This window comes from Phyllobacterium sp. P30BS-XVII (genome assembly GCF_014138335.1).
In the GTDB taxonomy this organism is placed as follows: Bacteria; Pseudomonadota; Alphaproteobacteria; order Rhizobiales; family Rhizobiaceae; genus Phyllobacterium; species Phyllobacterium meliloti.
On the sequence record NZ_JACGXO010000002.1, the window covers coordinates 78,643 to 101,667 of the forward strand.

The 23,025-nt window shown below is 56.1% G+C and carries 22 protein-coding genes; 12 read left to right on the forward strand and 10 right to left on the reverse strand.

The window, feature by feature from the left end; all coding sequences use genetic code 11:
• Nucleotides 1–40: 40 nt before the first annotated feature.
• On the forward strand, nt 41–1,174 hold the full coding sequence (gene odc2, locus FHW17_RS06330; protein WP_113095597.1) for an ornithine/lysine decarboxylase: 1,134 nt from the start codon (nt 41–43) through the stop codon (nt 1,172–1,174).
• Nucleotides 1,175–1,260: 86 nt separating this feature from the next.
• A complete protein-coding gene (locus tag FHW17_RS06335) occupies nt 1,261–1,890 on the forward strand; it encodes an N-acetyltransferase (RefSeq protein ID WP_112530188.1) in 630 nt (209 codons plus the stop codon).
• A 76-nt stretch (nt 1,891–1,966) separates the two neighbouring features.
• Here FHW17_RS06335 and FHW17_RS06340 read toward each other — a convergent pair whose 3' ends face one another.
• Nucleotides 1,967–2,506 (reverse strand): DinB family protein, encoded by a 540-nt coding sequence (locus tag FHW17_RS06340; protein ID WP_182509441.1) that lies wholly within the window; start codon nt 2,504–2,506, stop codon nt 1,967–1,969.
• A gap of 85 nt (nt 2,507–2,591) precedes the next feature.
• Between FHW17_RS06340 and FHW17_RS06345 the strand changes: the two genes are divergently transcribed.
• Nucleotides 2,592–3,227 (forward strand): TetR/AcrR family transcriptional regulator, encoded by a 636-nt coding sequence (locus tag FHW17_RS06345; RefSeq protein WP_246706750.1) that lies wholly within the window; start codon nt 2,592–2,594, stop codon nt 3,225–3,227.
• 58 nt (nt 3,228–3,285) lie between these two features.
• Here FHW17_RS06345 and FHW17_RS06350 read toward each other — a convergent pair whose 3' ends face one another.
• A complete protein-coding gene (locus FHW17_RS06350; protein ID WP_182509442.1) occupies nt 3,286–3,894 on the reverse strand; it encodes an alpha/beta hydrolase in 609 nt (202 codons plus the stop codon).
• Between the two features lie 572 nt (nt 3,895–4,466).
• Between FHW17_RS06350 and FHW17_RS06355 the strand changes: the two genes are divergently transcribed.
• Both FHW17_RS06355 and FHW17_RS06360 read left to right on the forward strand, forming a co-directional pair.
• Nucleotides 4,467–5,030 (forward strand): isochorismatase family protein, encoded by a 564-nt coding sequence (locus FHW17_RS06355; protein ID WP_112530194.1) that lies wholly within the window; start codon nt 4,467–4,469, stop codon nt 5,028–5,030.
• The gene (locus FHW17_RS06360) at nt 5,027–6,019 is read left to right on the forward strand and encodes a helix-turn-helix domain-containing protein (protein WP_182509443.1); all 993 of its coding nucleotides are present in this window, start codon (nt 5,027–5,029) and stop codon (nt 6,017–6,019) included. The genes FHW17_RS06355 and FHW17_RS06360 overlap by 4 nt, the downstream gene beginning before the upstream one ends.
• Nucleotides 6,020–6,326: 307 nt before the next feature.
• On the opposite strand, the gene gndA is transcribed toward FHW17_RS06360, so the two are convergent.
• Together gndA and FHW17_RS06370 are read right to left on the reverse strand one after the other, a co-directional pair.
• On the reverse strand, nt 6,327–7,745 hold the full coding sequence (gene gndA, locus FHW17_RS06365) for an NADP-dependent phosphogluconate dehydrogenase (RefSeq protein ID WP_182509444.1): 1,419 nt from the start codon (nt 7,743–7,745) through the stop codon (nt 6,327–6,329).
• A gap of 102 nt (nt 7,746–7,847) precedes the next feature.
• Nucleotides 7,848–8,681: a MurR/RpiR family transcriptional regulator gene (locus FHW17_RS06370; protein WP_112530200.1), complete on the reverse strand. Its 834-nt coding sequence runs from the start codon at nt 8,679–8,681 to the stop codon at nt 7,848–7,850.
• 135 nt (nt 8,682–8,816) lie between these two features.
• On the opposite strand from FHW17_RS06370, the gene FHW17_RS06375 reads away from it, so the two are divergent.
• The 6 genes from FHW17_RS06375 to FHW17_RS06400 all read left to right on the forward strand — a co-directional run bounded on the left by FHW17_RS06375 (nt 8,817) and on the right by FHW17_RS06400 (nt 15,907).
• On the forward strand, nt 8,817–9,617 hold the full coding sequence (locus FHW17_RS06375) for an N-formylglutamate amidohydrolase (protein WP_182509445.1): 801 nt from the start codon (nt 8,817–8,819) through the stop codon (nt 9,615–9,617).
• 55 nt (nt 9,618–9,672) lie between these two features.
• On the forward strand, nt 9,673–11,253 hold the full coding sequence (locus FHW17_RS06380; RefSeq protein ID WP_182509446.1) for an amino acid permease: 1,581 nt from the start codon (nt 9,673–9,675) through the stop codon (nt 11,251–11,253).
• An 80-nt stretch (nt 11,254–11,333) separates the two neighbouring features.
• Nucleotides 11,334–12,704, forward strand: a complete 1,371-nt coding sequence (locus FHW17_RS06385) for a glutamine synthetase family protein (RefSeq protein ID WP_091878191.1) — start codon at nt 11,334–11,336, stop codon at nt 12,702–12,704.
• A gap of 82 nt (nt 12,705–12,786) precedes the next feature.
• Entirely contained in the window at nt 12,787–14,172 is a 1,386-nt protein-coding gene (locus FHW17_RS06390; RefSeq protein ID WP_182509447.1) for an aldehyde dehydrogenase family protein, read from the forward strand.
• Between the two features lie 20 nt (nt 14,173–14,192).
• Nucleotides 14,193–15,359 (forward strand): iron-containing alcohol dehydrogenase, encoded by a 1,167-nt coding sequence (locus FHW17_RS06395; protein ID WP_182509448.1) that lies wholly within the window; start codon nt 14,193–14,195, stop codon nt 15,357–15,359.
• A gap of 155 nt (nt 15,360–15,514) precedes the next feature.
• On the forward strand, nt 15,515–15,907 hold the full coding sequence (locus FHW17_RS06400; protein ID WP_112530211.1) for a hypothetical protein: 393 nt from the start codon (nt 15,515–15,517) through the stop codon (nt 15,905–15,907).
• Here FHW17_RS06400 and FHW17_RS06405 read toward each other — a convergent pair.
• From FHW17_RS06405 to FHW17_RS06425, 5 genes are all read right to left on the reverse strand, one after another.
• A complete protein-coding gene (locus FHW17_RS06405) occupies nt 15,896–16,081 on the reverse strand; it encodes a hypothetical protein (RefSeq protein WP_210275824.1) in 186 nt (61 codons plus the stop codon). The genes FHW17_RS06400 and FHW17_RS06405 overlap by 12 nt on opposite strands.
• Before the next feature lie 140 nt (nt 16,082–16,221).
• The gene (locus FHW17_RS06410) at nt 16,222–17,289 is read right to left on the reverse strand and encodes an ABC transporter ATP-binding protein (RefSeq protein WP_112530215.1); all 1,068 of its coding nucleotides are present in this window, start codon (nt 17,287–17,289) and stop codon (nt 16,222–16,224) included.
• Nucleotides 17,290–17,304: 15 nt separating this feature from the next.
• Nucleotides 17,305–18,099 carry an ABC transporter permease gene (locus tag FHW17_RS06415; RefSeq protein WP_113095584.1) on the reverse strand — a complete coding sequence of 265 codons (795 nt, stop codon included), beginning with the start codon at nt 18,097–18,099 and terminating at the stop codon, nt 17,305–17,307.
• On the reverse strand, nt 18,096–19,004 hold the full coding sequence (locus FHW17_RS06420; RefSeq protein ID WP_182509449.1) for an ABC transporter permease subunit: 909 nt from the start codon (nt 19,002–19,004) through the stop codon (nt 18,096–18,098). The genes FHW17_RS06415 and FHW17_RS06420 overlap by 4 nt, the downstream gene beginning before the upstream one ends.
• 151 nt (nt 19,005–19,155) lie before the next feature.
• On the reverse strand, nt 19,156–20,259 hold the full coding sequence (locus FHW17_RS06425; protein WP_112530221.1) for an ABC transporter substrate-binding protein: 1,104 nt from the start codon (nt 20,257–20,259) through the stop codon (nt 19,156–19,158).
• Between the two features lie 458 nt (nt 20,260–20,717).
• Between FHW17_RS06425 and FHW17_RS06430 the strand changes: the two genes are divergently transcribed.
• Complete coding sequence (locus FHW17_RS06430; protein WP_182509450.1) at nt 20,718–21,416, forward strand: MOSC domain-containing protein; 699 nt, start codon at nt 20,718–20,720, stop codon at nt 21,414–21,416.
• A 9-nt stretch (nt 21,417–21,425) separates the two neighbouring features.
• On the opposite strand, the gene FHW17_RS06435 is transcribed toward FHW17_RS06430, so the two are convergent.
• On the reverse strand, nt 21,426–23,018 hold the full coding sequence (locus FHW17_RS06435; protein WP_182509451.1) for a DHA2 family efflux MFS transporter permease subunit: 1,593 nt from the start codon (nt 23,016–23,018) through the stop codon (nt 21,426–21,428).
• Nucleotides 23,019–23,025 lie beyond the last annotated feature (7 nt).

A 23,025-nucleotide genomic window follows, 5' to 3' on the forward strand; every position in this document is an offset into this window, starting at 1 on the left:
TTAAGACGGCCGGAAGTGCCGTCACGATTGGAGACTCAAGATGGCTACACAGCGCATTCTCGATTTCATCAATACACGACGCCCAAATGGCCCTTGCATGGTGCTGGACCTTGAGGTCGTGCGCGAAAATTTCCACAATTTCGAGATGGCCCTGCCGGACTCGAAGATTTTCTATGCGGTGAAAGCCAATCCTGCGCCTGAGATTCTGCGCCTTCTGGCTTCGCTCGGTTCAAACTTCGACACCGCTTCGGTTGCGGAAGTCGAGATGGCGCTCGATGCCGGTGCATCGGCTGACCGTATTTCCTTCGGCAACACGATCAAGAAGGAACGCGATATTGCGCGCGCTTTCGAACTCGGCATTCGCCTGTTCGCCGTCGATTGCGTTGAAGAAGTCGAAAAGGTTGCCCGTGCAGCCCCCGGCGCCCGCGTATTCTGCCGCGTCCTGACCGATGGTGCCGGTGCCGAATGGCCGCTGTCGCGCAAGTTCGGCTGCGTGCCTGCCATGGCTGTCGATGTTCTGCGCGCTGCCCAGAAGCTCGGCCTCGATTCCTACGGCGTTTCGTTCCATGTGGGTTCGCAGCAGACAGATCTGGCTGCATGGGACCGCGCATTGGGCGATGCCAAGCAGGTTTTCGATGCGCTTGCCAAGGAAGGCATCACGCTGAAGATGGTCAATATGGGCGGTGGTTTCCCGACCCGTTACCTCAAGGATGTGCCAACCGCACAGGCCTATGGACAGGCTATTTTTCAGGCGCTGAGCAAGCATTTCGGCAACCGTCTGCCAGAAACCATCATTGAACCCGGCCGCGGCATGGTCGGCAATGCCGGTGTCATCAAGGCTGAGGTTGTGCTGGTTTCGAAGAAGGCCGCCAACGACAATGTTCGCTGGGTCTATCTCGACATCGGCAAGTTCGGCGGTCTGGCTGAAACCATGGACGAAGCCATTCGCTACCAGATCACCACCCCTCGGGATGGCGATCGCAGCGAACCTTGCGTTCTGGCTGGCCCGACCTGCGACTCCGCTGACGTGATGTACGAAAAGAACCCCTATCCGCTCCCCGTTTCGCTGACCATCGGCGACGAGGTGCTGATTGAGGGAACGGGCGCCTACACCACGACCTATTCCGCAGTTGCCTTCAACGGCTTCGAACCACTCCGATCATACGTCATCTAAACCGGTTTTGAACCCGGTTGAGAAGTTCTGCCCGGGATCACTCCGGGCAGCGATGACCCACGACATGACTAGATTGGTTTAAGACAATGAGTGCAGCAGAAAATATCGAACAGAACCTGGTACCCGACGGACTCTATTTCGCCGGTGCCGGAGCCTATGTCATCGTCAACGAAGTGCCGCAGGACGAGAAAGCCCGCGAAGACCTGCTTGATCGCGCCATGGGCGAGGGACGCCGGCGCAAGTCGTCGGAAAAGCTGCGTCGTGGCCGTCTGCCTTCGGAAGGCCTCGCCTTTTCCGCACGCGGCGCCGGTGGTGCGCTGCTCGGCACGGTACGGCTCTGGGACATTCAGGCTGGCCATGATGCATCGGGCAAGGGCGTGCGCGCGCTGCTGCTCGGTCCGCTTGCCGTTGATCCCGCTTCAAAGGATCTCGGCATCGGCTCCGAGCTGATGCGCCATGCGATCAAGGAAGCCGCACGGCTCGGCCACGGCGCCATCATTCTGGTTGGCGATCCTGAATATTACGAGCGCTTTGGTTTTACCGGCGCAAAGACCGCGGGTCTTGCCATGCCCGGTCCCGTCGAGCGCCGCCGTTTTCTGGCGCTTGAGCTGAAGCCGGGATATCTCGACGGTGCCAAGGGCCTCTTGACATCAAAGGGCCGCCGCTCATCGCGTGCCATGCGGATCATTCCGGTCTCGCTGCGGTTTTCCGCCTGAGCGGAATGAAGGCTTTGTGAAACTGATCGGGTCCCCGTTGAAAAGCGGGGACCCGTTTCATTCAAACTCACACTATTCAGGAGGCTGAGAGGGTATTCTCCAGCATCGGTGTTCTCAACCGCCGCGAAGGCTCGGTTTGGTGCAGATGCACGGCAAGAGTATCCCATGGCGGACTGATGGAAATCTGGCTGAGGATGCGCCCGGCTTCACCACGATGATAGCCGCCGTGGGTCACGACATGCGCGAGCATTTCTTCACGCGACATGCAGCCGCTATCACCATCTGTAAATGCGAAGGGTACAGCTTCGCCAAGCTGTTCCGGCGTCACGGTCTCCAGATATTGGAGATACCAGCGATCCGATGCCGCAACAGCCGAACGCAGATCCGGCAATAGGGGCGTATCAGCTGTGTTATCTGACGTGTAGCCATGCTTGGTGCCGGAGAGATGCGCTGCAAATATCCGGTTCACCACATGGCAGTGATTGATCAGCCGAATGACTGTGTGCCGCTCTTCCTGATTTATTACCGGGTCGATGCTCTCGATTTTATCCAGCAGATCGCTGTTGGCCCAAGCCTGATAGCGGAAAAGGGTGTGGAGCAATGTTGAAGCGCTCATGGTGATATCCTTCCGTCGTTGTAAAAAACATGAGTAATATGCTCGTATCTTGTAATACTTTTGCATTCTAACGAGTGAGTGGTGCATGTCTACTCGCATTCCCTCTTCGCCGCATCAGGCGGAAAAAGAGCCTCCTGCAATGCGAAAGGAGCCGCGACAGGCGCGTTCGCGTGCAACCGTCGAGATTATCATACGGGCAGGCGCTCGCGTTCTGGGTGATCGGGGCTTTGATGGATTTACAACCAATGAGGCAGCAGAGATCGCAGGTGTCAGTATCGGTTCGCTCTATCAGTATTTTCCGGACAAGCTTTCGCTGATTGATGCCATTCGTCGTCGCCACCTTGATGATGTCCTTACTGTCCTGCGCGGAACGGGGCAAGGCAGCCGATCCCTCAAAGAATTTGCTGGAGAACTCGTTGACGGTATGATCGCTGTCCACAGTATCCAGCCCGCGCTTCATCGGGTGCTACTTGATGAGGCACCGCGATATGAGGGTGCAAGATCAATACACGGCCTATTTGAGGCTGAGTATATGGATCGCTACAAGGCGATTATCACGGCCTTTGGCACGCGCGAGAGCGGCATAACCATTGATGTCGCGGCGCAGGTTTTATCCTCGGCAGTGGAAGGGGTGATTCACAATGCCGTGCGAAGGGGAATGCTGAAATCACAGGAATTGAGACAGGAACTTGTTCATCTGATCTGTTCCTATCTGCGCTGATCCATGATGTGGGACAGAGGCTCCATCTTTTGACAGAGCCTCGCGAAACTGGCTCTTGTTAGCGCGCCAGAAACTCCTGTATCGCGCCGATCTCGCTCTGCTGGATTTCATGGCCGCCCGGATGCCAGGCGATGTTAACATCGGTTCCCTGTGCGGTGAGATAATCCGCCAAAGCCTGTGTCTGGGCTGGCGGGCAGATCGGATCGCGTTGTCCCGCTGTGATGAGCACACGCTTTCCGGCAAGTCTTGGCTGCGGTGCGGGTGTCCACGGAATCAGCGGATGCATCAGGATGGCTGTGTCGAAGAGATCGGGCTCTTCCAGTATCACCGAGGCCAGAATATTGGCGCCATTGGAATAGCCGAGGCCGATGGTGTTTGCTGGAACGGCTATATCCTTATGCGCCCTGATGAAATCCGCCATCGCGCGGGTGCGGCTGGCAAGATCAGCCATGTCATAAACGCCCTCTGCCGTGCGCCGGAAGAAGCGTAAAGCGCCGTGTTCTGAAACATCGCCGCGCGGTGAGACTATCCCGGCTGACGGGATCAACCGCTGAGCGAAATCAAAGAACTGGTTCTCGTCGCCGCCCGTGCCGTGAAAGACGAAGAACAGCGGGCTGTTCGGCTCTGCGGCTGAATGGATACGATGCTGATAGGAATTGGCAGACATGTCGTGCCTTTCCGCCCTGTTTTAGGGCCATGCTTCATGGGTGTGTTTGTTGACTGAGATATGGAGCGGGAAAGGGCCCGAGGGAAGTTGTCTGCTGTTTGATGGATTGTCTATGTGATGGAGACAATGGGGGGATATTGGCGTCGAATCATTGACATCTTGCGTAGGATAACCCGCTGCACAATCGCATGGTTCGCCTTTCGACAAGCTCAGGAGTTCACTATGGAAACATACCACTCCCGTCATCCTCGGGCTTGACCCGAGGACCCACGCAAAGGGTTTTCAACGAAACTAGAGTTTGGCGCTTTTGAATTTGGGTCCTCGGGTCAAGCCCGAGGATGACGGAGATGGGTGGATGTCGGGAATCGAACCCTCCAACATTTACGCTTGTTGTTGCAACCCACCTCTCTCCCTCATGGTGAGCTTGTCGAACCACGCGCTAAGGTGCTGCTACTTAGGAGTTCGTGGCATAGTATATGTCCTTTTTTGTCCGCTTCTCGTCCTGTCCGTGCGTATCATCAGCTTGAATCGGGCAGTATTATCAGTGTATCAACACACAGGAGATGACAAAAATGTCCGCAGATACTGCTCTTATCGTAATTGACGTGCAGGAATCCTTTCGCCAGCGCGGTTACTGGAACGAAGCTGAAGCGCAGCCTTTCATTGCCAATATCCAGCGGCTGATTGATGGTGCAAAAGCGAGGGGCCTGCCTGTCATCCAGATTTTTCACGTCGACGGTGATGGCCCGTTTGCGCTTGATTCAGGCTTTATCAAGCCGTTGGCTCCGGTTTCGCTTGCAGCGGATGTCGTGTTCAACAAGGCCCGGCACAGCGCGCTTGTTGGCAGCGGGCTTGATGTCTGGTTGACGGAAAATGGCATCCGTAAGTTGCTGGTATCGGGTATCCGCACGGAACAGTGTTGTGAGACGACGACGCGTCATGCATCTGACAGTGGCTACGAGGTTGATTTCGTCTCCGAGGCAACGCTGACCTTTGCCATGACCAATGCGGCGGGCCGCACTTTTAGTGCCGATGAAATCCGGGCGCGCACGGAACTGGTATTGGCCGGGCGCTTTGCCCGAATCGTGACGGTTGATGAAGCCCTTGATGGAGTGGAGCGCGCGATAGCCGCATGAGTGCTGAAAAGCCGAAGCATATCGAGGTTCTGGTGGTGGTCCCCGCAAGGGCGCTGCTGCTGGATATTGCCGGGCCGATTGAAGTTCTGCGCAAAGCCAATCTTGAGCAGAATGATGTGCATTTTGATGTGCGCTATGTCGGCCCGTTGGCAAACGTGACCTCATCCATCGGTTTGACGATCAGCGGCATAGCACCGCTACCGGACAAGATATCCGATGATGCCATGATTATTCTGGCGGGTGATGCGACCATATTGCTCGACACTCCGGCCAGTCTGGAAGCTGAGGCGCAGGGGCAGGGCGATACGGAAATTATCGAATGGCTGAAGGCGCATGTGGGCGAAAGCCAAAAGCTGGTGTCGATCTGTTCAGGCGCACTCCTGGCCGGTCGCGCCGGTCTGTTTGATGGTCGGGCCTGTACAAGCCATTTTGGTTCAATTGACGAATTGCGCGCGCTTGTGCCAACGGCCCGGGTGTTTGATAACCGGCTTTATGTCGAGGACGGCAATCGCTATTCCAGCGCCGGTATCACCGCAGGGATTGATCTGATGCTGCACCTTGTCAGCCAGATTGCCGGGCCTGCCTGCGCTGTGGCCGTTGCACGCTTTCTGGTGGTTTATCTGCGGCGCAGCGGTAGTGATCCGCAATGGTCGCCGTGGCTCGATGGGCGCAATCATATTCATCCAGCCATCCACCGGGTGCAGGACAGGCTGGCCGCTGATCCCGCGCAGCGCTGGTCGCTGGAGAGTTTGGCTGATATTGCCGCAACCAGCCCGAGGCATCTGTCGCGATTGTTTAATGAACATGCGGGGATGAGCATCCCTGACTATCTCAATGGTCTGCGCATAGCGCTGGCACGGGAAATTCTCGGGCATTCCAGGCTTGATATGGAGAGTGTGGCTGAGCGCACAGGATTTGCCTCGGCACGGCAATTGCGCCGAGCCTGGGGCCGGGTTCATGCCATGCCACCAAGTTCAATGCGTGGTTAGCCCTTCGATAAACTCAGGAAGCTCACCATGGGGAACATACCACTTCCGTCATCCTCGGGCTTGACCCGAGGACCCACAATCCAAAAGCGTCAAGCTTCGTTTGATTTCTTGAGCCGTGGGTCCTCGGGTCAAGCCCGAGGATGACGGAGAGGGGGATTGCGAGGAACTACATTCTGCAACGTTGGCGATTAGCCTTGCATCCACACTCTCCCTCATGGTGAGCTTGTCGAACCACGAACCACGAACCACGAACCACGCACAAAATCTAAGGCCACCTCTGTTTCAGAGGTGGCCTAACCCATCTCTTTCACCCAACATCAGACCATGGGCCGTGGAAATCACCATCCTTGTCCACGCGTTTGAAACCATGGGCGCCAAAAAAGTCTCGCTGGGCCTGAATGAGGTTGGCCGTGCCGCGTGCCTGTCGGTAGCCATCGAAATAGCTGAGAGCCGCGGCGAGTGCCGGGGTTGGCAGACCGGCAAGGGCTGCTTTTGCCACCACATCGCGCAGGGCGCCAGATGCGGTTTTCATGCGTTCGACGAAGGAAGGGGCGAGCAGCAGATTGTCCTGTCCGCCACCGGCGAAGGCCGAGGCGATTTCATCAAGGAATTGTGAGCGGATAATGCAGCCCGCGCGCCAGATTTTGGCTGTGGTATCGAGCGGGATATTCCAGCCATGCTCTGCCGAAGCACCGGACATCACGGCAAAACCCTGCGCATAGGCGGCGATTTTGCCCGCGAGCAGGCCCTGTTCCAGTGCGTCGATAAAGGACTGGCCGGTGCCGGAGAGCTTTGGTGTGCCGAGCGATGCATAGGCTTTTGCCGCCTTGGCGCGTTCGCCGCCAAGGGCGGAAATGGAGCGGGCAGCAACGGCTGCTTCAATGCCGGTAGCGGGAATGCCGAGCATTTGCGCCTCAATGGCCGCCCAGCGGCCGGTGCCCTTCTGGCCCGCGCTGTCGACGATGATTTCGACGGCTGGTTTGCCGGTTTCCGTATCGGTAGCGGCAAGAACTTTTGCGGTAATCTCGATCAGGTATGAATTGAGCGGGCCTTTGTTCCACTTGTCGAAAATCTTGCCGATCTCGGCAGGTGCAAGGCCGAGGCCATCGCGCAAAATGCCGTAGATTTCGGCAATCATCTGCATGTCGGCATATTCAATGCCATTGTGGATCGTCTTGACGAAATGACCGGCGCCATCGGGACCGAGCAGGGCCGAGCAGGATTCCCCTTCATATTTTGCCGAGATTGCTGTCAGGACAGGCTCGATGCGCGCATAGGATTCCGGCGTGCCGCCAACCATGATGGACGGGCCGTGGCGTGCGCCTTCTTCACCGCCGGATACACCCATGCCGACGAAAGTCGGATCGTTGGCACCGAGTTCCTTCAGGCGGCGGACGGTATCGTGGAAGTTGGCATTGCCCGCATCGATAATAATGTCTTCCTTGGCAAGGAACGGTTTTAGCGCGGCGATCTGTTCATCAACGGCGTCGCCAGCTTTCACCATCAGGATGATCGGGCGTGGTGCGCGGATGTTCCTGGCGAGTTCCTCCAGCGTTTCGCAAGGAATGATCTTGTCTTTGAGCGCGCCTGCTTCCTGATGGAAGGCATGGGTCTTTTCGACTGTTCTGTTGAAAACCGCGACGCGATAGCCGTTTTCGGCGATGTTGAGCGCCAGATTGGCACCCATGACGCCAAGGCCGATCAATCCAATGTCAGCTTGCTGCATGATTATGTCCTTGCTTTATTCGATTCGAACGCGGGCGCTTGGGGTTAGCCCCGGCCCGGGTGAACATTTGTATATCAATGTGCTGTTCGAGCAATGACAATCTCAGCCATCACGCAACTGTTCCATGTCGCGGATGCGCTCGGCGCTGCTGTTTTGCAGCTTCTGCGTCACCCCGGCAATCAGCGTTTCGGCCATCAGAAAAAGCGTGGTGGATGAGTCCCATGGCGAGGGCACTGCCGTGCGTCCCGCAATGACATGGCGGGCAAAGCGGGCGATGGGCGAGAGCCATTGATCGGTGATCAAAACGATTTCCACGCCGCGTGCCTGTGCCTTCTCGGCAAAGCGGATAAGGCTGTCCTGATAGCGCCTGATGTCGAAGATAACGAGCACATCCTTCTTGCCCATGTCGATCAGCTGATCGCGCCAGTTGCTTTCCTGTCCCGTAAGATGGGTGACGCCGGAGCGGATGATTTTCAGATGTGCCGCCATGTAGATGGCGATGGGATCGGTGAAGCGCCCGCCAAGCAGATAGACATGGGTGCGGGGACGGCTGAGCGCATCCGTGACATCATCCAATTGCTGGGTGGAGAGGTGATGAAACGTTTCACGGATGTTCTCGATCGCTGCTTCCATCAGCGGGTAGGCAGCGCCTTCCCTTGATGATTGAACGATTGTCGTGCGATTGAGCGGCGACTGGATCTGCGCCGCCAGTTCCTGTTGCAGTGCCTGCTGAAACTCGGGGTAACTCTGGAAGCCGAGGCGTGAGACGAAACGCAGGATCGTCGGTGAACTCACACCGGCCTGAGCCGAGAACTCCGCCACTGTGCGCAGCCCGATCAGCGGGTAGTTGGCAATGAGTGTCTGCGCGGCCTTGCGTTCCGAGGCCGACATGGCATCGATTTTCTCGCTGATCAGTTCGGAAATGCTGGTCCCCATCAAACTTCTTTCGAACAGAGTTCAGAATCGCGATTTTCGCATTTGACAATTTTGTGACTTATGTATCAAATCATACGAGAGTGGAAATAAAAATACAAAATGTAATGTAAAGTACAAATTGCCGAAGAGGGCAAAATGGGATTATCGCAGGCCAAGCAAAGTGTCTGGGAGCCGGTTCGGGTGTCCAACCCCGATGGCGGCTCGCCGTTTGTCATTCTCTGCGATCATGCATCCAATCATATCCCTGCGCCCTATGGCCGTCTCGGCCTTCAGCCGGATGATCTGCAAAAGCATATAGCCTGGGACCCGGGTGCGCTGGGTGTCAGTCAGGCAATGAGCGCGCTGCTTGATGCGCCGCTGGTTGAATCGCGCGTGTCGCGGCTGATCATTGATTGCAACAGGCCGCTTGAGGCTCCTGACCTGATCCCGGCTACCAGTGAACTCACCAGCGTCCCCGATAATGTCGGGCTGGATGGGGCGGAAAAGCAGCGGCGCATAGCGCTATCGCATCAGCCCTATCATGAGGCGATTGAACAACTGGCAAAAGCCCGTGCGGCGAAGGGTTTTCCTGCGCCTGTTTATGTGGCGGTGCATTCGTTCACGCCTGTCTATCGCGGTGTCGAACGCCCCTGGCACATCGGCATCATCCATGACGAATATGATCAGGTCGCCGCGCCGCTGATTGCGGGCTTGCAGGCACTGGATCAGTTTTGCGTCGGTATCAACGAGCCCTATTCGCCCGCTGACCGGGTCTATTACACGCTGGAACGGCATGCCTCCGCGCATGGACTTGCGGCTGTCATGATCGAGATCCGCAACGATCTCATCACTAATACAAAAGAAGAAAAAACATGGGCCGGGATACTCTCGGTCCTTTTGAAGGAAATTGCCCAAGGGCCGCTTTCCATAACGGGGAAGGCGGCAAACACACGCTGAACGACTGGTATCTGACGTTAGAAATCTCTCAAAAATAACGGGGAACGTGAGTACGATGACACACCAAGATTATACGGATGTTGATAAGTCGGAGGACACCAAAGTCCTCCACGGCATGGGATATGCCCAGGAACTGGAACGGCGCATGAGCCGTTTCTCGAACTTTGCCATTTCATTTTCGATCATCTGCATCCTGTCCGGCGGCATCAATTCGCTGGCGCAGGCAACCTCCGGCGCCGGTGGTGCCGCAATCGGCATCGGCTGGCCGCTCGGCTGCCTTGTCTCTGCGGTTTTTGCCATTGCCATGGCGCAGATCAGCTCGGCCTATCCGACAGCGGGCGGGCTTTATCACTGGGGTTCAATCCTCGGAAATCGCGGCACGGGCTGGCTGACCGCATGGTTCAACCTGCTCGGTCTGATCACGGTTCTGGGTGCCATCAATGTCGGCACTTATTACTTCTTCTTCGGCGCGTTCGGTGGCTATCTCGGCATGGAAGATACGACAACAGTGCGTATCCTGTTCCTCGTCGTCCTCACCGGTATTCAGGCGCTTATCAACCATATGGGCATCGGGCTGACGGCCAAGCTCACGGACTTTTCCGGTTATCTGATCTTTGTGACCGCAATTGCTCTTTCCGTGGTTTGCCTGTCCATTGCTGAAACCTATGACTTTGCACGGCTCTTTACGTTTGCGAACTATTCGGGTCAGCCGACCATGGCCGCAGACGGCACATTGACAGGGGCCTCCGTCTGGCCGAGCCTTTCGCAAAGCTGGGTCTTCCTGCTTGGCCTGTTGCTGCCAATCTATACGATCACCGGTTATGATGCTTCGGCCCATACGTCGGAAGAAACCGTCAAGGCTGCTCATTCGGTACCACGCGGCATGATCTCGTCAGTGCTGTGGTCGGCGGTGTTCGGCTACATCATGCTCTGCTCTTTCGTGCTGATGATCCCGAACATGGACGCGGCAGCGGCGCAGGGCTGGAACGTGTTTTTCTGGGCCATGAACGAGCGGGCAAATCCGCTGGTGAAGGATATTCTCTACTTCCTGATCTTCATCTGCCAGTTCCTGTGCGGTCTTGCGACGGTAACGTCCGTCTCGCGCATGATCTTCGCCTTTGCCCGTGACAAGGGGCTTCCGGTTTCGAGCGTCCTCTCCAAGGTCAGCCCGAAATACCGTACCCCCGTTGCCGCTACGTGGACCGGGGCAACGCTTTCGGTCCTGTTCGTCTGGGGTTCTTCGCTTGCAACCATTGGCGATACGCCTGTGTATACGATCGTTGTTTCCTGCACGGTCATCTTCCTGTTCTTCTCCTTCGCAATTCCAATTGCGCTGGGCCTGTTTGCCTGGGGCACACCGAAGTGGAACAAGATGGGACCGTGGAATCTGGGTGAAGGCCTGTTCAAACTCTTCGCCGTCCTGTCGATCCTTGCCATGGCCTTGATCTTCGTTCTTGGCATCCAGCCACCAAATGAATGGGCGCTCTACATCACCGTAGGCTTCCTTATCGTGACGGCCATTGTCTGGTTCGGTTTTGAGCGCCGCCGCTTTCAGGGGCCGCCCATTGGCGATGCCGTGGCCAAGCGCGCCGCGGAAATCGCTGCTGCCGAAAAGGCTGTTGGTGAAAGAGGCTGATTGCAAGATGGGGCGACCGGCTTTCGCCGGTTGCCCTGACTTTTGACCCTGATCACATTTCTGCTTGAGGATAGATGATAATGCCCGGACATTGGAGTTTTGACGAATTAAAGCGCCACGTAACCAATGGCGAAATAGACACGGTGCTGGCCTGCTTCGTCGATATGCAGGGCCGCCTGATCGGCAAACGCTTTCATGCGAGCTTCTTTGTCGAGTCTGCCCATGACGAGACCCATGGCTGCAACTATCTTCTGGCCAACGATATCGATATGGAGCCGGTGCCCGGCTACAAGGCTGCCAGCTGGAAACAGGGTTATGGTGATTTCGTCATCAAGCCTGACCTTTCCACCATCCGCCATATTCCATGGCTGGAAAAATGCGCGCTGGTACTATGCGATATTCTCGATCATCACCACCACGAGGATCTTGCCCATTCGCCGCGCGCTATCCTGAAACGTCAGCTCGCACGGCTGAAAGAGCGCGGCTATCTCGCCTATTTCGCGTCGGAGCTGGAATTCTATCTCTTTGACGAGACCTATGAGAGCGCCCGTGCCAAGCACTGGAAGGGCATGAGCACTGCTTCGCCCTATATTCAGGATTATGTGATCCAGATGACCACCAAGGAAGACGCCGTTATGCGCGCCATCCGCAATGGTCTGTTTGATGCGGGTATTCCTGTCGAGAATTCCAAGGGTGAATGGGGGCCGGGTCAGGAAGAAATCAATGTGCGCTATGCCGAAGCGCTTGAAATGGCGGATCGCCATGTCGTCATGAAAAACGGCTGTAAGGAAATCGCCACCCAGATGGGCAAGGCGATCACCTTCATGGCCAAATATGATTATTCACTGGCCGGTAGCTCCAGCCACGTCCACAACTCCCTGTGGAGTGCCGATGGCAAGACGCCATTGTTTTTTGACAAGAATGCCGAACACACCATGTCGCCGCTGATGCGCCAATGGGTGGCGGGTCAGCTGAAATATGCCGATGATTTCACTTTCTTCCTTGCGCCATATATCAATTCCTACAAGCGCTTTCAGGCGGGCACATTCGCGCCGACGAAAAATGTCTGGAGCCTCGATAACCGGACGGCAGGCTTCCGCCTGTGCGGCGAGGGCACCAAGGGCATCCGTATTGAATGCCGTATCGGTGGCGCAGACCTTAATCCCTATCTCGCTTTTGCCGGTCTGATCGCATCGGGTCTTGCCGGTATTGACGAGAAGCTGGAACTCGACAAGCCGTTTCAGGGCGATGCTTACGGCGGGGCGAAACTACGCGAAATTCCAAAAACTTTGCGTGAAGCCACCGACACATTGGCGAAATCTAAAATGCTCAAAACGGCACTCGGCGAAGATGTGGTCGAGCACTATGTCCACACCGCCAAGTGGGAGCAGTTCGAATATGACCGCCGTGTCACCGATTGGGAGTTGCATCGCGGTTTCGAACGGTATTGAAGATCACACCAAAAGCCTGTCCCGCGGCTGCACGTTGCGGGACGGGTCCAGTTTTTAAAAAACACAGCCTAGAGGTTTCCCCATGACCGAGACGGTCAAACTGATCACCCCCATTGACGGTTCCATTTATGCGGAACGCCCCGTTGCAACTGACAAGGCCATTGAGGCCGCCGTGGAAGCGGCGAAGCTGGCGCAGGTAAGCTGGTCGCAAACGAGCATTGCCGAGCGCGGCCAGCTCTGCCTTGCCGCACTGGATGCGCTGCTTGCCATGAACGACGAGATCGTGCCTGAAATCGCATGGCAGATGGGCCGTCCCGTGCGCTATGGCGGGGAAAAGGGCGGCGTTGAAGAGCGCACGCGCTATATGGTCAAGATTGCTGAACAGGCGCTTGCGCCCATCATCGAAAACGACAAGCCGGGCTTTCGCCGCTACATCAAGCATGTGCCGCTTGGCGTCGTCATGGTCATTGCGCCGTGGAACTATCCGTACCTGACAGCGGTCAACACGATCATCCCGGCGCTGATGGCTGGCAACACGGTCATCCTCAAACACGCGGCGCAGACATTGCTGGTCGGCGAGCGGTTTGCCCAGGCTTTCGAAAAGGCCGGATTGCCGAAAGGCGTATTTCAGAACATCGTGCTTGGCCATGCTCAGACCGAAAAGCTCTTGGGTTCGGGCCGCATTGATCACGTCAATTTCACCGGCTCTGTCGGTGGTGGACGCGCTATCGAGAAAGCGGCAGCGGGAACATTCATGACGCTTGGGCTTGAGCTTGGCGGCAAGGACCCGGCCTATGTGCTGCCGGATGTCAATCTCGATCACGCCGTCGCCAATCTGGTCGATGGTGCTTTCTTCAATTCCGGCCAGTGCTGCTGCGGTATCGAGCGCATCTATGTGCATGCGGATGTCTATGACCGTTTTGTTGACGGCTTTATTGACCTCACCAAGCAATATGTGGTCGGTAATCCGCTGGATGCGGCAACGACTATGGGACCAATGGCGCAGACACGTTTTGCTGAACTGATCCGCGAGCAGAAGGCGGAAGCCTTGCGCAAAGGCGCGAAGGCGCATGTCAATATGAGCGTTGCCAATGACAAGGCGGGATCGCCCTATCTTGCGCCCGAAGTGCTCACCGGTGTCGATCACCAGATGAGTGTGATGCGCGAGGAAAGCTTTGGCCCCATCGTCGGCATCATGAAGGTGCGCAATGATGAGGAAGCTTTGGCGCTGATGAATGACAGCCAGTACGGCCTGACGGCTTCGCTGTGGACCACCGATACGGACCGGGCGGCTGATATTGGCGACAGGATCGAAACCGGTACAGTCTTCATGAACCGCTGCGACTATATCGATCCGGCGCTGGTGTGGACCGGCGTCAAGGAAACCGGCAAGGGCGGTGCCATGTCCGCCATCGGTTATGGCAATCTGACCCGGCCAAAATCCTTCCATCTGCGCGAAGCGATCTGACTTTCTGAAAGAGACACACAATGAGCAAACTGATTTCCAAATGGAACTACCCAACCACCGTTCGCTTCGGTGCGGGCCGCATCAAGGAACTGCCTGAAGTTCTCGAAGCAACCGGCATCAAGAAGCCGCTTTTCGTCACCGATCCCGGCCTTGCCAAGCTGCCTGTGGTGGCAAGCACGCTGAAAATCCTCGATGATGCGAAAATCCCCTATGGCGTTTTCTCTGAGGTGAAGCCAAACCCGGTTGAATCCAACCTGACCGCCGGTATTGCCGTGTTCAAAAAGGGCAAGCATGACGGCGTTATCGCCTTCGGCGGCGGTTCGGCGCTTGACCTTGGCAAGCTTATTGCCTTTCAGGCGGGCCAGACCCGGCCGGTCTGGGATTTTGAGGATGTGGGTGACTGGTGGACCCGCGCCAATAGCGACGTGATTGCGCCGATCATTGCGGTGCCGACGACGGCGGGGACGGGCTCCGAGGTTGGCCGCGCTGGTGTTATCACCAATGAAGAGACGCATACCAAAAAGGTCATCTTCCATCCAAAACTTCTACCAGCGATTGTTATCGCCGATCCGGAACTCTCTGTTGGCATGCCAGCCTTCATCACGGCGGGCACGGGCATGGATGCGCTGGCACATTGTCTCGAAGCCTATTGCGCACCGGGCTATCACCCGATGGCCGACGGTATCGCTGTTGAGGGCATTCGTCTCGTTTTCGAAAATCTGCCGAAAGCCTATGCCAATGGCAAGGATTTGACGGCACGCGCGCATATGATGAGTGCTGCCGCCATGGGTGCGACGGCCTTCCAGAAAGGTCTTGGCGCGATCCATTCCCTGTCGCACCCAATCGGTGCGCTGTATGACACCCATCACGGCATGACCAATGCGGTGTTCATGCCCTATGTGCTGGCGTTCAACCGCGATGCTGTGGAAGAGCGCATTGGACGGCTCGCCAGCTATATCGGCATCAAGGGCGGCTTTGATGGCTTCGCCAAGTCGATCGTCAAGCTGCGCAAAGAACTGAAAGTGCCGCACACACTGCCCGGTCTGATCAAGGATCTGAGCATGAGCAAGAAGCAGAAAGAGCTGATCGCGGATATGGCGATTGTCGATCCAACAGCGGGTGGTAATCCGGTCAAGCTGACAAAGAAAGCAGCGCTGAAACTGCTGGATGAAGCGATTGAGGGCTAATTAAAGCCACGCGGAAATACAAGTGAAGGGGCGCCGTGAGGCGCCCTTTTGCATGAAAGTGACGCCCGTATATGCGACGAGAGTCGTATAGTTTTTGTCGACGCGTCCGATATTATTTTTGGTGAGAAGAAGGGACCGAGCGTCCATTGAGACTGATGATCGAGATACGCAAAATTCCGCCAATATGGGGAAAGCTGCTGCTGTGCCTAACGTTCATGGTCGTTATGGGCGGCATAACCTACTTGCAGGGTGAAGTAGTTGGTCTTGTTCTGATAAAAGCCCTTGCTTCTGGTTTCTATGTGGCTGTCTCGATGGGTTTGGGACGAAGTGGTAAGAGCTTTTTAAAATCCGATACCGAGTCCTGGCCAAAACTGTTTATGTACCGTTTTTTCGAGGCGCTGGTGTTTCCAGCGTGGTTTACCGTCTATACTTGGAAACCGGGTTTGCCGGTTGATGAAACTCTTGAGACCTTTGGCATTTTCTTTGCTATTAACCTCGGCGTCATGCTGGTTATGGCAATTCCGCCACGCAAGCATTCAGCGGAATAAATCCGCAATATCTTCATCACCGTCATTAAATTCGTCGACAGTTTTTGGCAGATTGAGATCGGCAAGAATGTGCCGTGCTGCCCCAATGCGCGTGGGAGCCGGGGACGGGACCAGTTTGGCAACGGGCATGCCATTGCGCGTCAGAATGATTTCGCTCTGGCGGCCAAGTTCCAAGCTTTCCACCAGAGTTGATAATTGGGCACAGCTTCAACAACGTCGATTGCAACCATGATGACATCCGTTTAGCCGAGCACCAATCGGTTGTGTACATTGCGAGATGCACAGCCGGAACCGTGTGCCAATTGCTGGAATTCCTAATGCTCCAGAACCAGCAAATCCTTGGCGGCGAGGCTGACCTTGACGTCTTCGCCCGGTGTGGGTGGTGGGGCGCTTGGATTGTTGAAGGTATCGAACGAGACGATGTTTTCACCAAGCGATGCGCGGATGCGGATGACTGAGCCGAGGAAGTGTACGCTGTTGATGCGGCCATCAAGCGTTGTTTCGCGCTTGTCGGTTGCTTCACCAAGACTGACGGCTTCCGGACGCACGGCAAGCGAAATTTTGTCGCCTGTCTTGTGGCCATTGAGGCGCTGGCGTCCAATTTCAACATCGCGGCCATCAACAGTGATAACGCCGGTTGCCGCATCGCGCACGACGGCATCCAGTGTGTTCAGCGTGCCAACGAAGGAAGCGACAAAGCGGGTAGCCGGCTGGTTATAAATCTCGAACGGTGTGCCGACCTGTTCGGCGCGGCCCTCATACATGACGACGATGCGGTCGGAGATCGACAGGGCTTCTTCCTGATCATGGGTGACGAAAATTGTGGTGATGCCAAGCTTGCGCTGGATCGCGCGGATTTCTTCGCGCAAGGAAACGCGGATTTTTGCGTCGAGCGCCGACAGTGGTTCGTCGAGCAGCAGAACCTGCGGCTTGGTGGCAAGAGCGCGGGCGAGCGCAACACGCTGCTGCTGACCGCCTGATAGTTGATAGGGGAAGCGTTCGGCAAGATGATCGAGTTTGATCAGCGACAGCATCTCATGCACCGTTGCATTGATCTCGCCTTGCGGCTTCTTGGCGACCTTCAGACCAAAGGCAACATTCTGCGCAACGGTCATGTTGGGGAAGAGGGCATAGGCCTGAAACACCATGCCGATATTGCGCTGATTGGGTTTGAGGTTGACGACGTCCTTGCCGCCAATGCTGATGATGCCGGAGCTTGGCGTTTCGAACCCGGCCACCATGCGCAGAACCGTCGTCTTGCCGCAGCCGCTGGGGCCGAGGAAAGAGATGAACTCACCCTTCTCGATATCAAGATTGAAATCGTGGACAACCGTGGTTGCTCCAAAACTCTTTTTCAAATGGCTGATGGTGAGAAATGACATTGGCTAGGTTCCCGATTATCGCTTTGTTGCCGCGAGGGATTTGTTGAAACGGGTGACGACCTGGATAAGCCCCATACAGACCCAGGTAATGGCGAACGAAATGACGGATAGAGCTGCTGGCTCATAGGCCCGGTTAGCACCCATCAGCTGCAGGAAGGGCCCGAAAGCTGGCCGGTTGAGCAGTGCCGCCATGGTGAATTCACCAATGACGATGGCAAAGGTCAAAAATGCACCTGACAGAACCGCGACAAGCACATTCGGAAGAATGATGCGCGACATGATCGTTACCCGGCTTGCCCCAAGGCTTTCGGCAGCTTCCGTCATGGTGCGGATATCGATAGCGCCAAGGCCCGTATCGACAGCGCGGTACATATAGGGCAGGGCCAGCGTCGTATAACCGAAAACGAGAAGGATGTTTGTTCCCATCGCCGAGCCTGTGAGTGGCAGTATCGATGAGGTGTTGTAGAGCCTGATATAGCCAAACACGATAACGATGGCTGGGATAACCAGCGGCAGCAGCGTTATGAACTCGATGAATGGCCGCCAGCCGGGCAACCGCAAACGCACCCAATAAGCGGTTGGAACAACCAGAACGACGCCAACGATGATTGTGGCGATGGCCATGACCACCGAATAGGCAAAGGTTGCCTGAAATCCGGGGTCAGCCAGCACAACCCAATAGGCATCAAGTGAATAGGTGCCACGCCGCATGCGCAGAGAAAATTCAAGCAATCCTATCAATGGCAGAGCAAAGTAGAGAATGCCGAAGGCGAGCGCGAGCCAGGACCAGATACGGTTGTTTTTCTTCATTTCAGCCACCGTTCACTGCGGGCGCGCATCCAGATGTAAATGCCGTTGGAAATACCAGTGATGACGATCATGCCGAAAGCCAGCGCATAACCGAGCTGCGGGTCCTGCAGGACGTCGCCGCGGATTTGCGCATAAAGAACGATAGGAACGATACTGAGCGATGATCCTGTCAGCGCGTAGGCTGTTGCAATTGCACCGAAGGAATTGGCGAAAAGCAGCAGGATAGTACCGAGCAGGGCAGGCCAAAGGATCGGAAACGCCACCATGCGCCAATATTGAGGGCTGGTGGCGCCGAGAATAAGGGCTGCTTCCTTCCACTCCCGCTTCAAACCATCAAGCGCCGGGGTGATGATGAGAACCATCAGGGGAATCTGAAAGTAGAGATAGGTCAGCGTCAGACCCCAGAAGCTCAGGAGATTGAAGCCATGGGCATAGAGATTGAAGCCGAAAACGTTGACCAGGAGATAGGTAACAAGGCCAGTGCGCCCCAATGTAAACAGGAAGGCGTAGGCCAGCGGGACACCAGCGAAATTTGAGGCGACACCGGAAAAGGTCATCAGCGGAGCGCGAATCCAGCCGGGCAGGCCGCCCAAGGTGATTGCAGCGGCAATGCAGAAGCCGATCAATGCGCCCAGAAGCGCCGAGGCCAGCGAGATTTTGATCGATATGACATAGGCATCGATGATGGACGCCTGAAAAAGGTTGCCGATATTGGCAAGGGTGAGATTGCCCTGCGCATCCTGAAACGCGCCAGCCACAAGATAGATTGTCGGCAGAACCAGAAACATCACCGCGAAGATGATGAACGGCATCACACCGAGCCAATCGAGCGACAGTCGCTTGCGCTCCTGAGCGACGGCGGCAGGGGGGGCAGATGGAGTGTTTGCTTCTGAAATCGCGCTCATATGCTTTGCAGACCGCTTTCTTCGCTACAATATATCCGCTGCCGCCCATATTGCGAAGCGAACAAACGAATCGTCAATTCCAGCGATAATGGCTGGACTCTGAAAAACGGAATCCCCGCGGATGTTTCCACGGGGATCCCATAGTCAGAGATTACTTGACGTTGGCGCCAACAACCTTGTCCCAGCCCTTGGTGATGGCTTCCTTGGCGGCAGCCTGTTCATCAAGCGTCGGGAAGAATGCCTTTTCATAGGCTGCTGCTGGTGGAAGCTTGTCGAGCAGCTCCTTTGGCACCTTGTTGTTCTTCACCAGATCCTGGAAACGGGTCGGGTGGCAGTAGCCCTTGAGATAACCAAGCTGGCCTTCATCGGAATAGAGATATTCCATCCAGAGCTTGGCTGCATTGGGGTGCGGTGCATAGGCGCTGATGGCCTGAACATAAACACCGGCGAGAACGCCAGTTGCGGGAACAACGACTTCAACAGGCGGGTTGCCCTTGAGCGTGTCACGACCGGAAAGGGCGTTGTAATCCCAGTTGATGATGATCGGGGTTGCGCCCTGGGCCAATGTGCCAGACTTGCCGATAACCGGTACGAAATTGCCAGCCTTGTTGAGGTCGGCAAAATACTTCAGGCCAGCTTCGGCAGCAGCAGCGCCGGGCTTCGCACCGGTTGATGCACCGGCTGCCTGAACGGCGAGGATTGCCTGGTTCGAAGCGCGCGGATCACCGGCAAGCGCGACGGAGTTGGCATATTCAGGCTTGAGCAGGTCAGCCCAATCCTTGGGAACATTCTTGACGATGTCGGTGTTCACTTCGAGCGACATAACGCCGTAATAATCGCCGTACCAATGACCGTCGGCATCCTTCAGTTCAGCCGGGATCGAATCCCATGTGGAAACCTTGTAAGGCGCTGTCAGGCCGGCGGCCTTGGCATCGGGGCCGAAGGAAAGACCGACGTCGATAACGTCAGGAGCCTGTGGGCCCTTATTGTCCTTGTTTGCCTTGATTGCTTCGACTTCGTCTTTCGAGCCGGCATCCGGATTGAGTTCGTTGACTGTCAAACCATACTTTGCCTTGAAGCCGGCAATGATGTCACCATAGCCGCACCAGTCATGTGGCAAAGCGATCGTGGTCAGCGCGCCTTCCTTCTTTGCAGCCGCAACCAGCTCAGCCGGTGCGTCCGCGAACGAAAGCGTGGTGCTTGCGAACAGCAGAGCTGTGGATAGAGAGAGCAAGCGTTTTGTTGTAGCAACCATTTTAACACCCCTGTTTAAGCGACAAACGTCATTGGCTCTTTTTTCGACGTTCCTGCCTCCCGATATAGGGCTCTCATGTCAGTTAGATGACAGGCCCGCGAACGTCTTTCCCTGAGCAGTGACGGGAAGTGAAACATTTTTTTGGCGGCTTAGCAATTCGCAGCGGGCGGAATTCTAGTGCCGGTTGCGTTGGCCGTTGAATTGCTCCAATAACGACAAAAAGATTGGCGCGTGCGTCAGTTAGCCGAATAAATAATGTCGCATTTGATTTCCTGCGACATTGCCATCCACAGGGCCGGTTCAAACTGCGGAAATTCCAGTTAGTGGACTAACATTATTTTTCAAGAATCCGGTTGTTTGCGCGCGCAGGAGAAGACCATTCTTCCGTGTTGTTCACCGCGTTGTCATTGCCAGAAGGGTCGCATTTTCTGGCAAACCCTGCTACGGAATCGGGCATCATGACCATCAAAGATTGCACGATTGAAGTCCTTGTCGGCACCCTTGCTCCACTCGGTGAGAAGAAAGTGCCAAGCGGTATCGCCAAAAAGCCCGTCAGGAAACGGCTCTGGCTGGGCAATACGGGCCTTGAAGGCGATGCACAGGGCGATCTGAAACGCCATGGCGGCGTTGACAAGGCTGTACACCATTACCCCTTCGATCATTATGAAAAATGGGTCTCGGATATCGGCGCGGTATCTCTTCTTGAAGGGGCCGGAGCATTCGGCGAGAACATATCGACCACCGGTCTCGATGAGACAAATGTTGCGCTTGGCGATGTTTTCCAACTTGGTGGCGCAAGAGTTGAAGTCTCGCAGGGACGCCAGCCATGCTGGAAACTCAACAGCCGTTTTGGCATTGCCGATATGTCCATGCGCGTCCAGAAGACGGGCAGGACAGGCTGGTACTACCGGGTTGTTGAAACCGGCTATGTTGCGCCTGAAGATACGCTCACGCTCGTGGACCGGACATCACCTGAATGGACCATTCATCGGTTATGGCGCACGCTTTACATTGATACCATGAACCGGGAAGAGCTGGCACAGATGGCCGCGCTGGAACGGCTTCCCGATGGATGGCGCCGCTATGCGGAGCGGCGCTTGGCGAGTGGCAAGGTAGAGGACTGGTCGAGCCGCCTGACGGGCGAACAACCCGCGTAAACAAACTTCCTAGTGTCCGCCGCCGCCACCACCGCCGCCAGCCGCTACAGGTTTGCGCATCATCACGGCAAAAAGTGCGAGCGTGGCAAACAACATTGTCAGGATATAGAAGACATCCATAAACGACATCAGCGTTGCCTGCTGGTGTACCATCGCGGAAATCCGGCTAAGTGCTGCTGTCTGGCCATCAATCCCATGGGACTGGAAATTCTTGGTCATGCTGGCCATCAGATCTTCCGCTTCCGGATTGCCCCAGCGGACATTTTCCGAAAGCTGCGAATAATGCAGGATGCCGCGATCGGTCAGAACCGTGTTGATCACCGCAAGGCCAACGGCACCACCAAGGTTACGGGTCAGGTTGAACAGGCCTGATGCGTTCTTGAGCCGGGAGAGCGGCAGAGTGCCGAGCGCCAGATTGTTGATCGGCACCATGCACAGCATCAGCGAGCAGCCGCGCAGGATCTGCGGCACCAGCAACTCATAGAAATCCCAGTCGGCAGTCAGACCCGTCATGGTCCATGTACCTGCAGCAAAGCCGAGGAAGCCGATCATCATCATCAGGCGCGGGTCGATGCGGGTGGACAGGAAACCGGCGACCGGTGCGGTCATGAACATGGCAAGGCCGCTGACAAACAGGGCTTCGCCGATCATCAGCGCATCATATCCCCTGATCCGGCCGAGATAGACAGGATAGAGATAGGTCAGGCCGTAAAGGCCAACGCCCATGATAAATGAAAACACCGATCCAAACGCGAAATTCAGGTTCTTGAAAGCGCGCAGATCGACAATCGGCTCCTCCGCAGTAAAGGCCCGATAGAAGAAGAGGACAGCACCGACAACCAGAACAATGGCAAAGAAGAAGATCGAATTGTCCTGCAACCAGTCATTGCGCGGGCCTTCTTCGAGCACATATTCAAGCGAGCCAAGGAAGGCTGCCATACCGGCAAGGCCCCACCAGTCAAACTTGCTGAACAGGGACCTGTCGCCCTTGTCGAAGTCGATGAGGTTCCACGCGGCAAATGCAACGATAATGCCGGGAATGACGTTGACGAGGAACAGCCAATGCCAGGAGAACGCATGGCTGAGATAGCCGCCGACTGTTGGCCCGATGGTCGGGGCTAGTGTTGCCACAAGGCCGATGATCGGCGAGACAATTGAGCGCTTGGATGGCGGGAAGATGGTAAAGGCCGCAGCGAATACGCTGGGGATCATGCCGCCGCCGATAAAGCCCTGAATGGCGCGGTAGACGATCATCTGGTCGATGTTGGTCGCCGTGGCGCAGAGGATACTGGCCGCGGTGAACCCTGCGGCGGAGACGGTGAAGAGAACCCGCGTTGACAGGAGCCGTCCGAGAAATCCTGACAGCGGGATCATGATAACTTCGGCGATGAGATAGGAGGTCTGAACCCACGAAATCTCGTCGGAACTGGCGCTCAGACCCGCCTGAATTTCCGCAAGGGATGCCGAAACGATCTGAATGTCGAGAATGGCCATGAACATGCCGAACACCATCGCCACGAAGGCGATGGCTTTTTTCGGATCAATATGGTCGGACGGTACGGCGGGTGCCATTGGCTTTCCGCCTGCTGTGGTGCTCGACATGATCTTT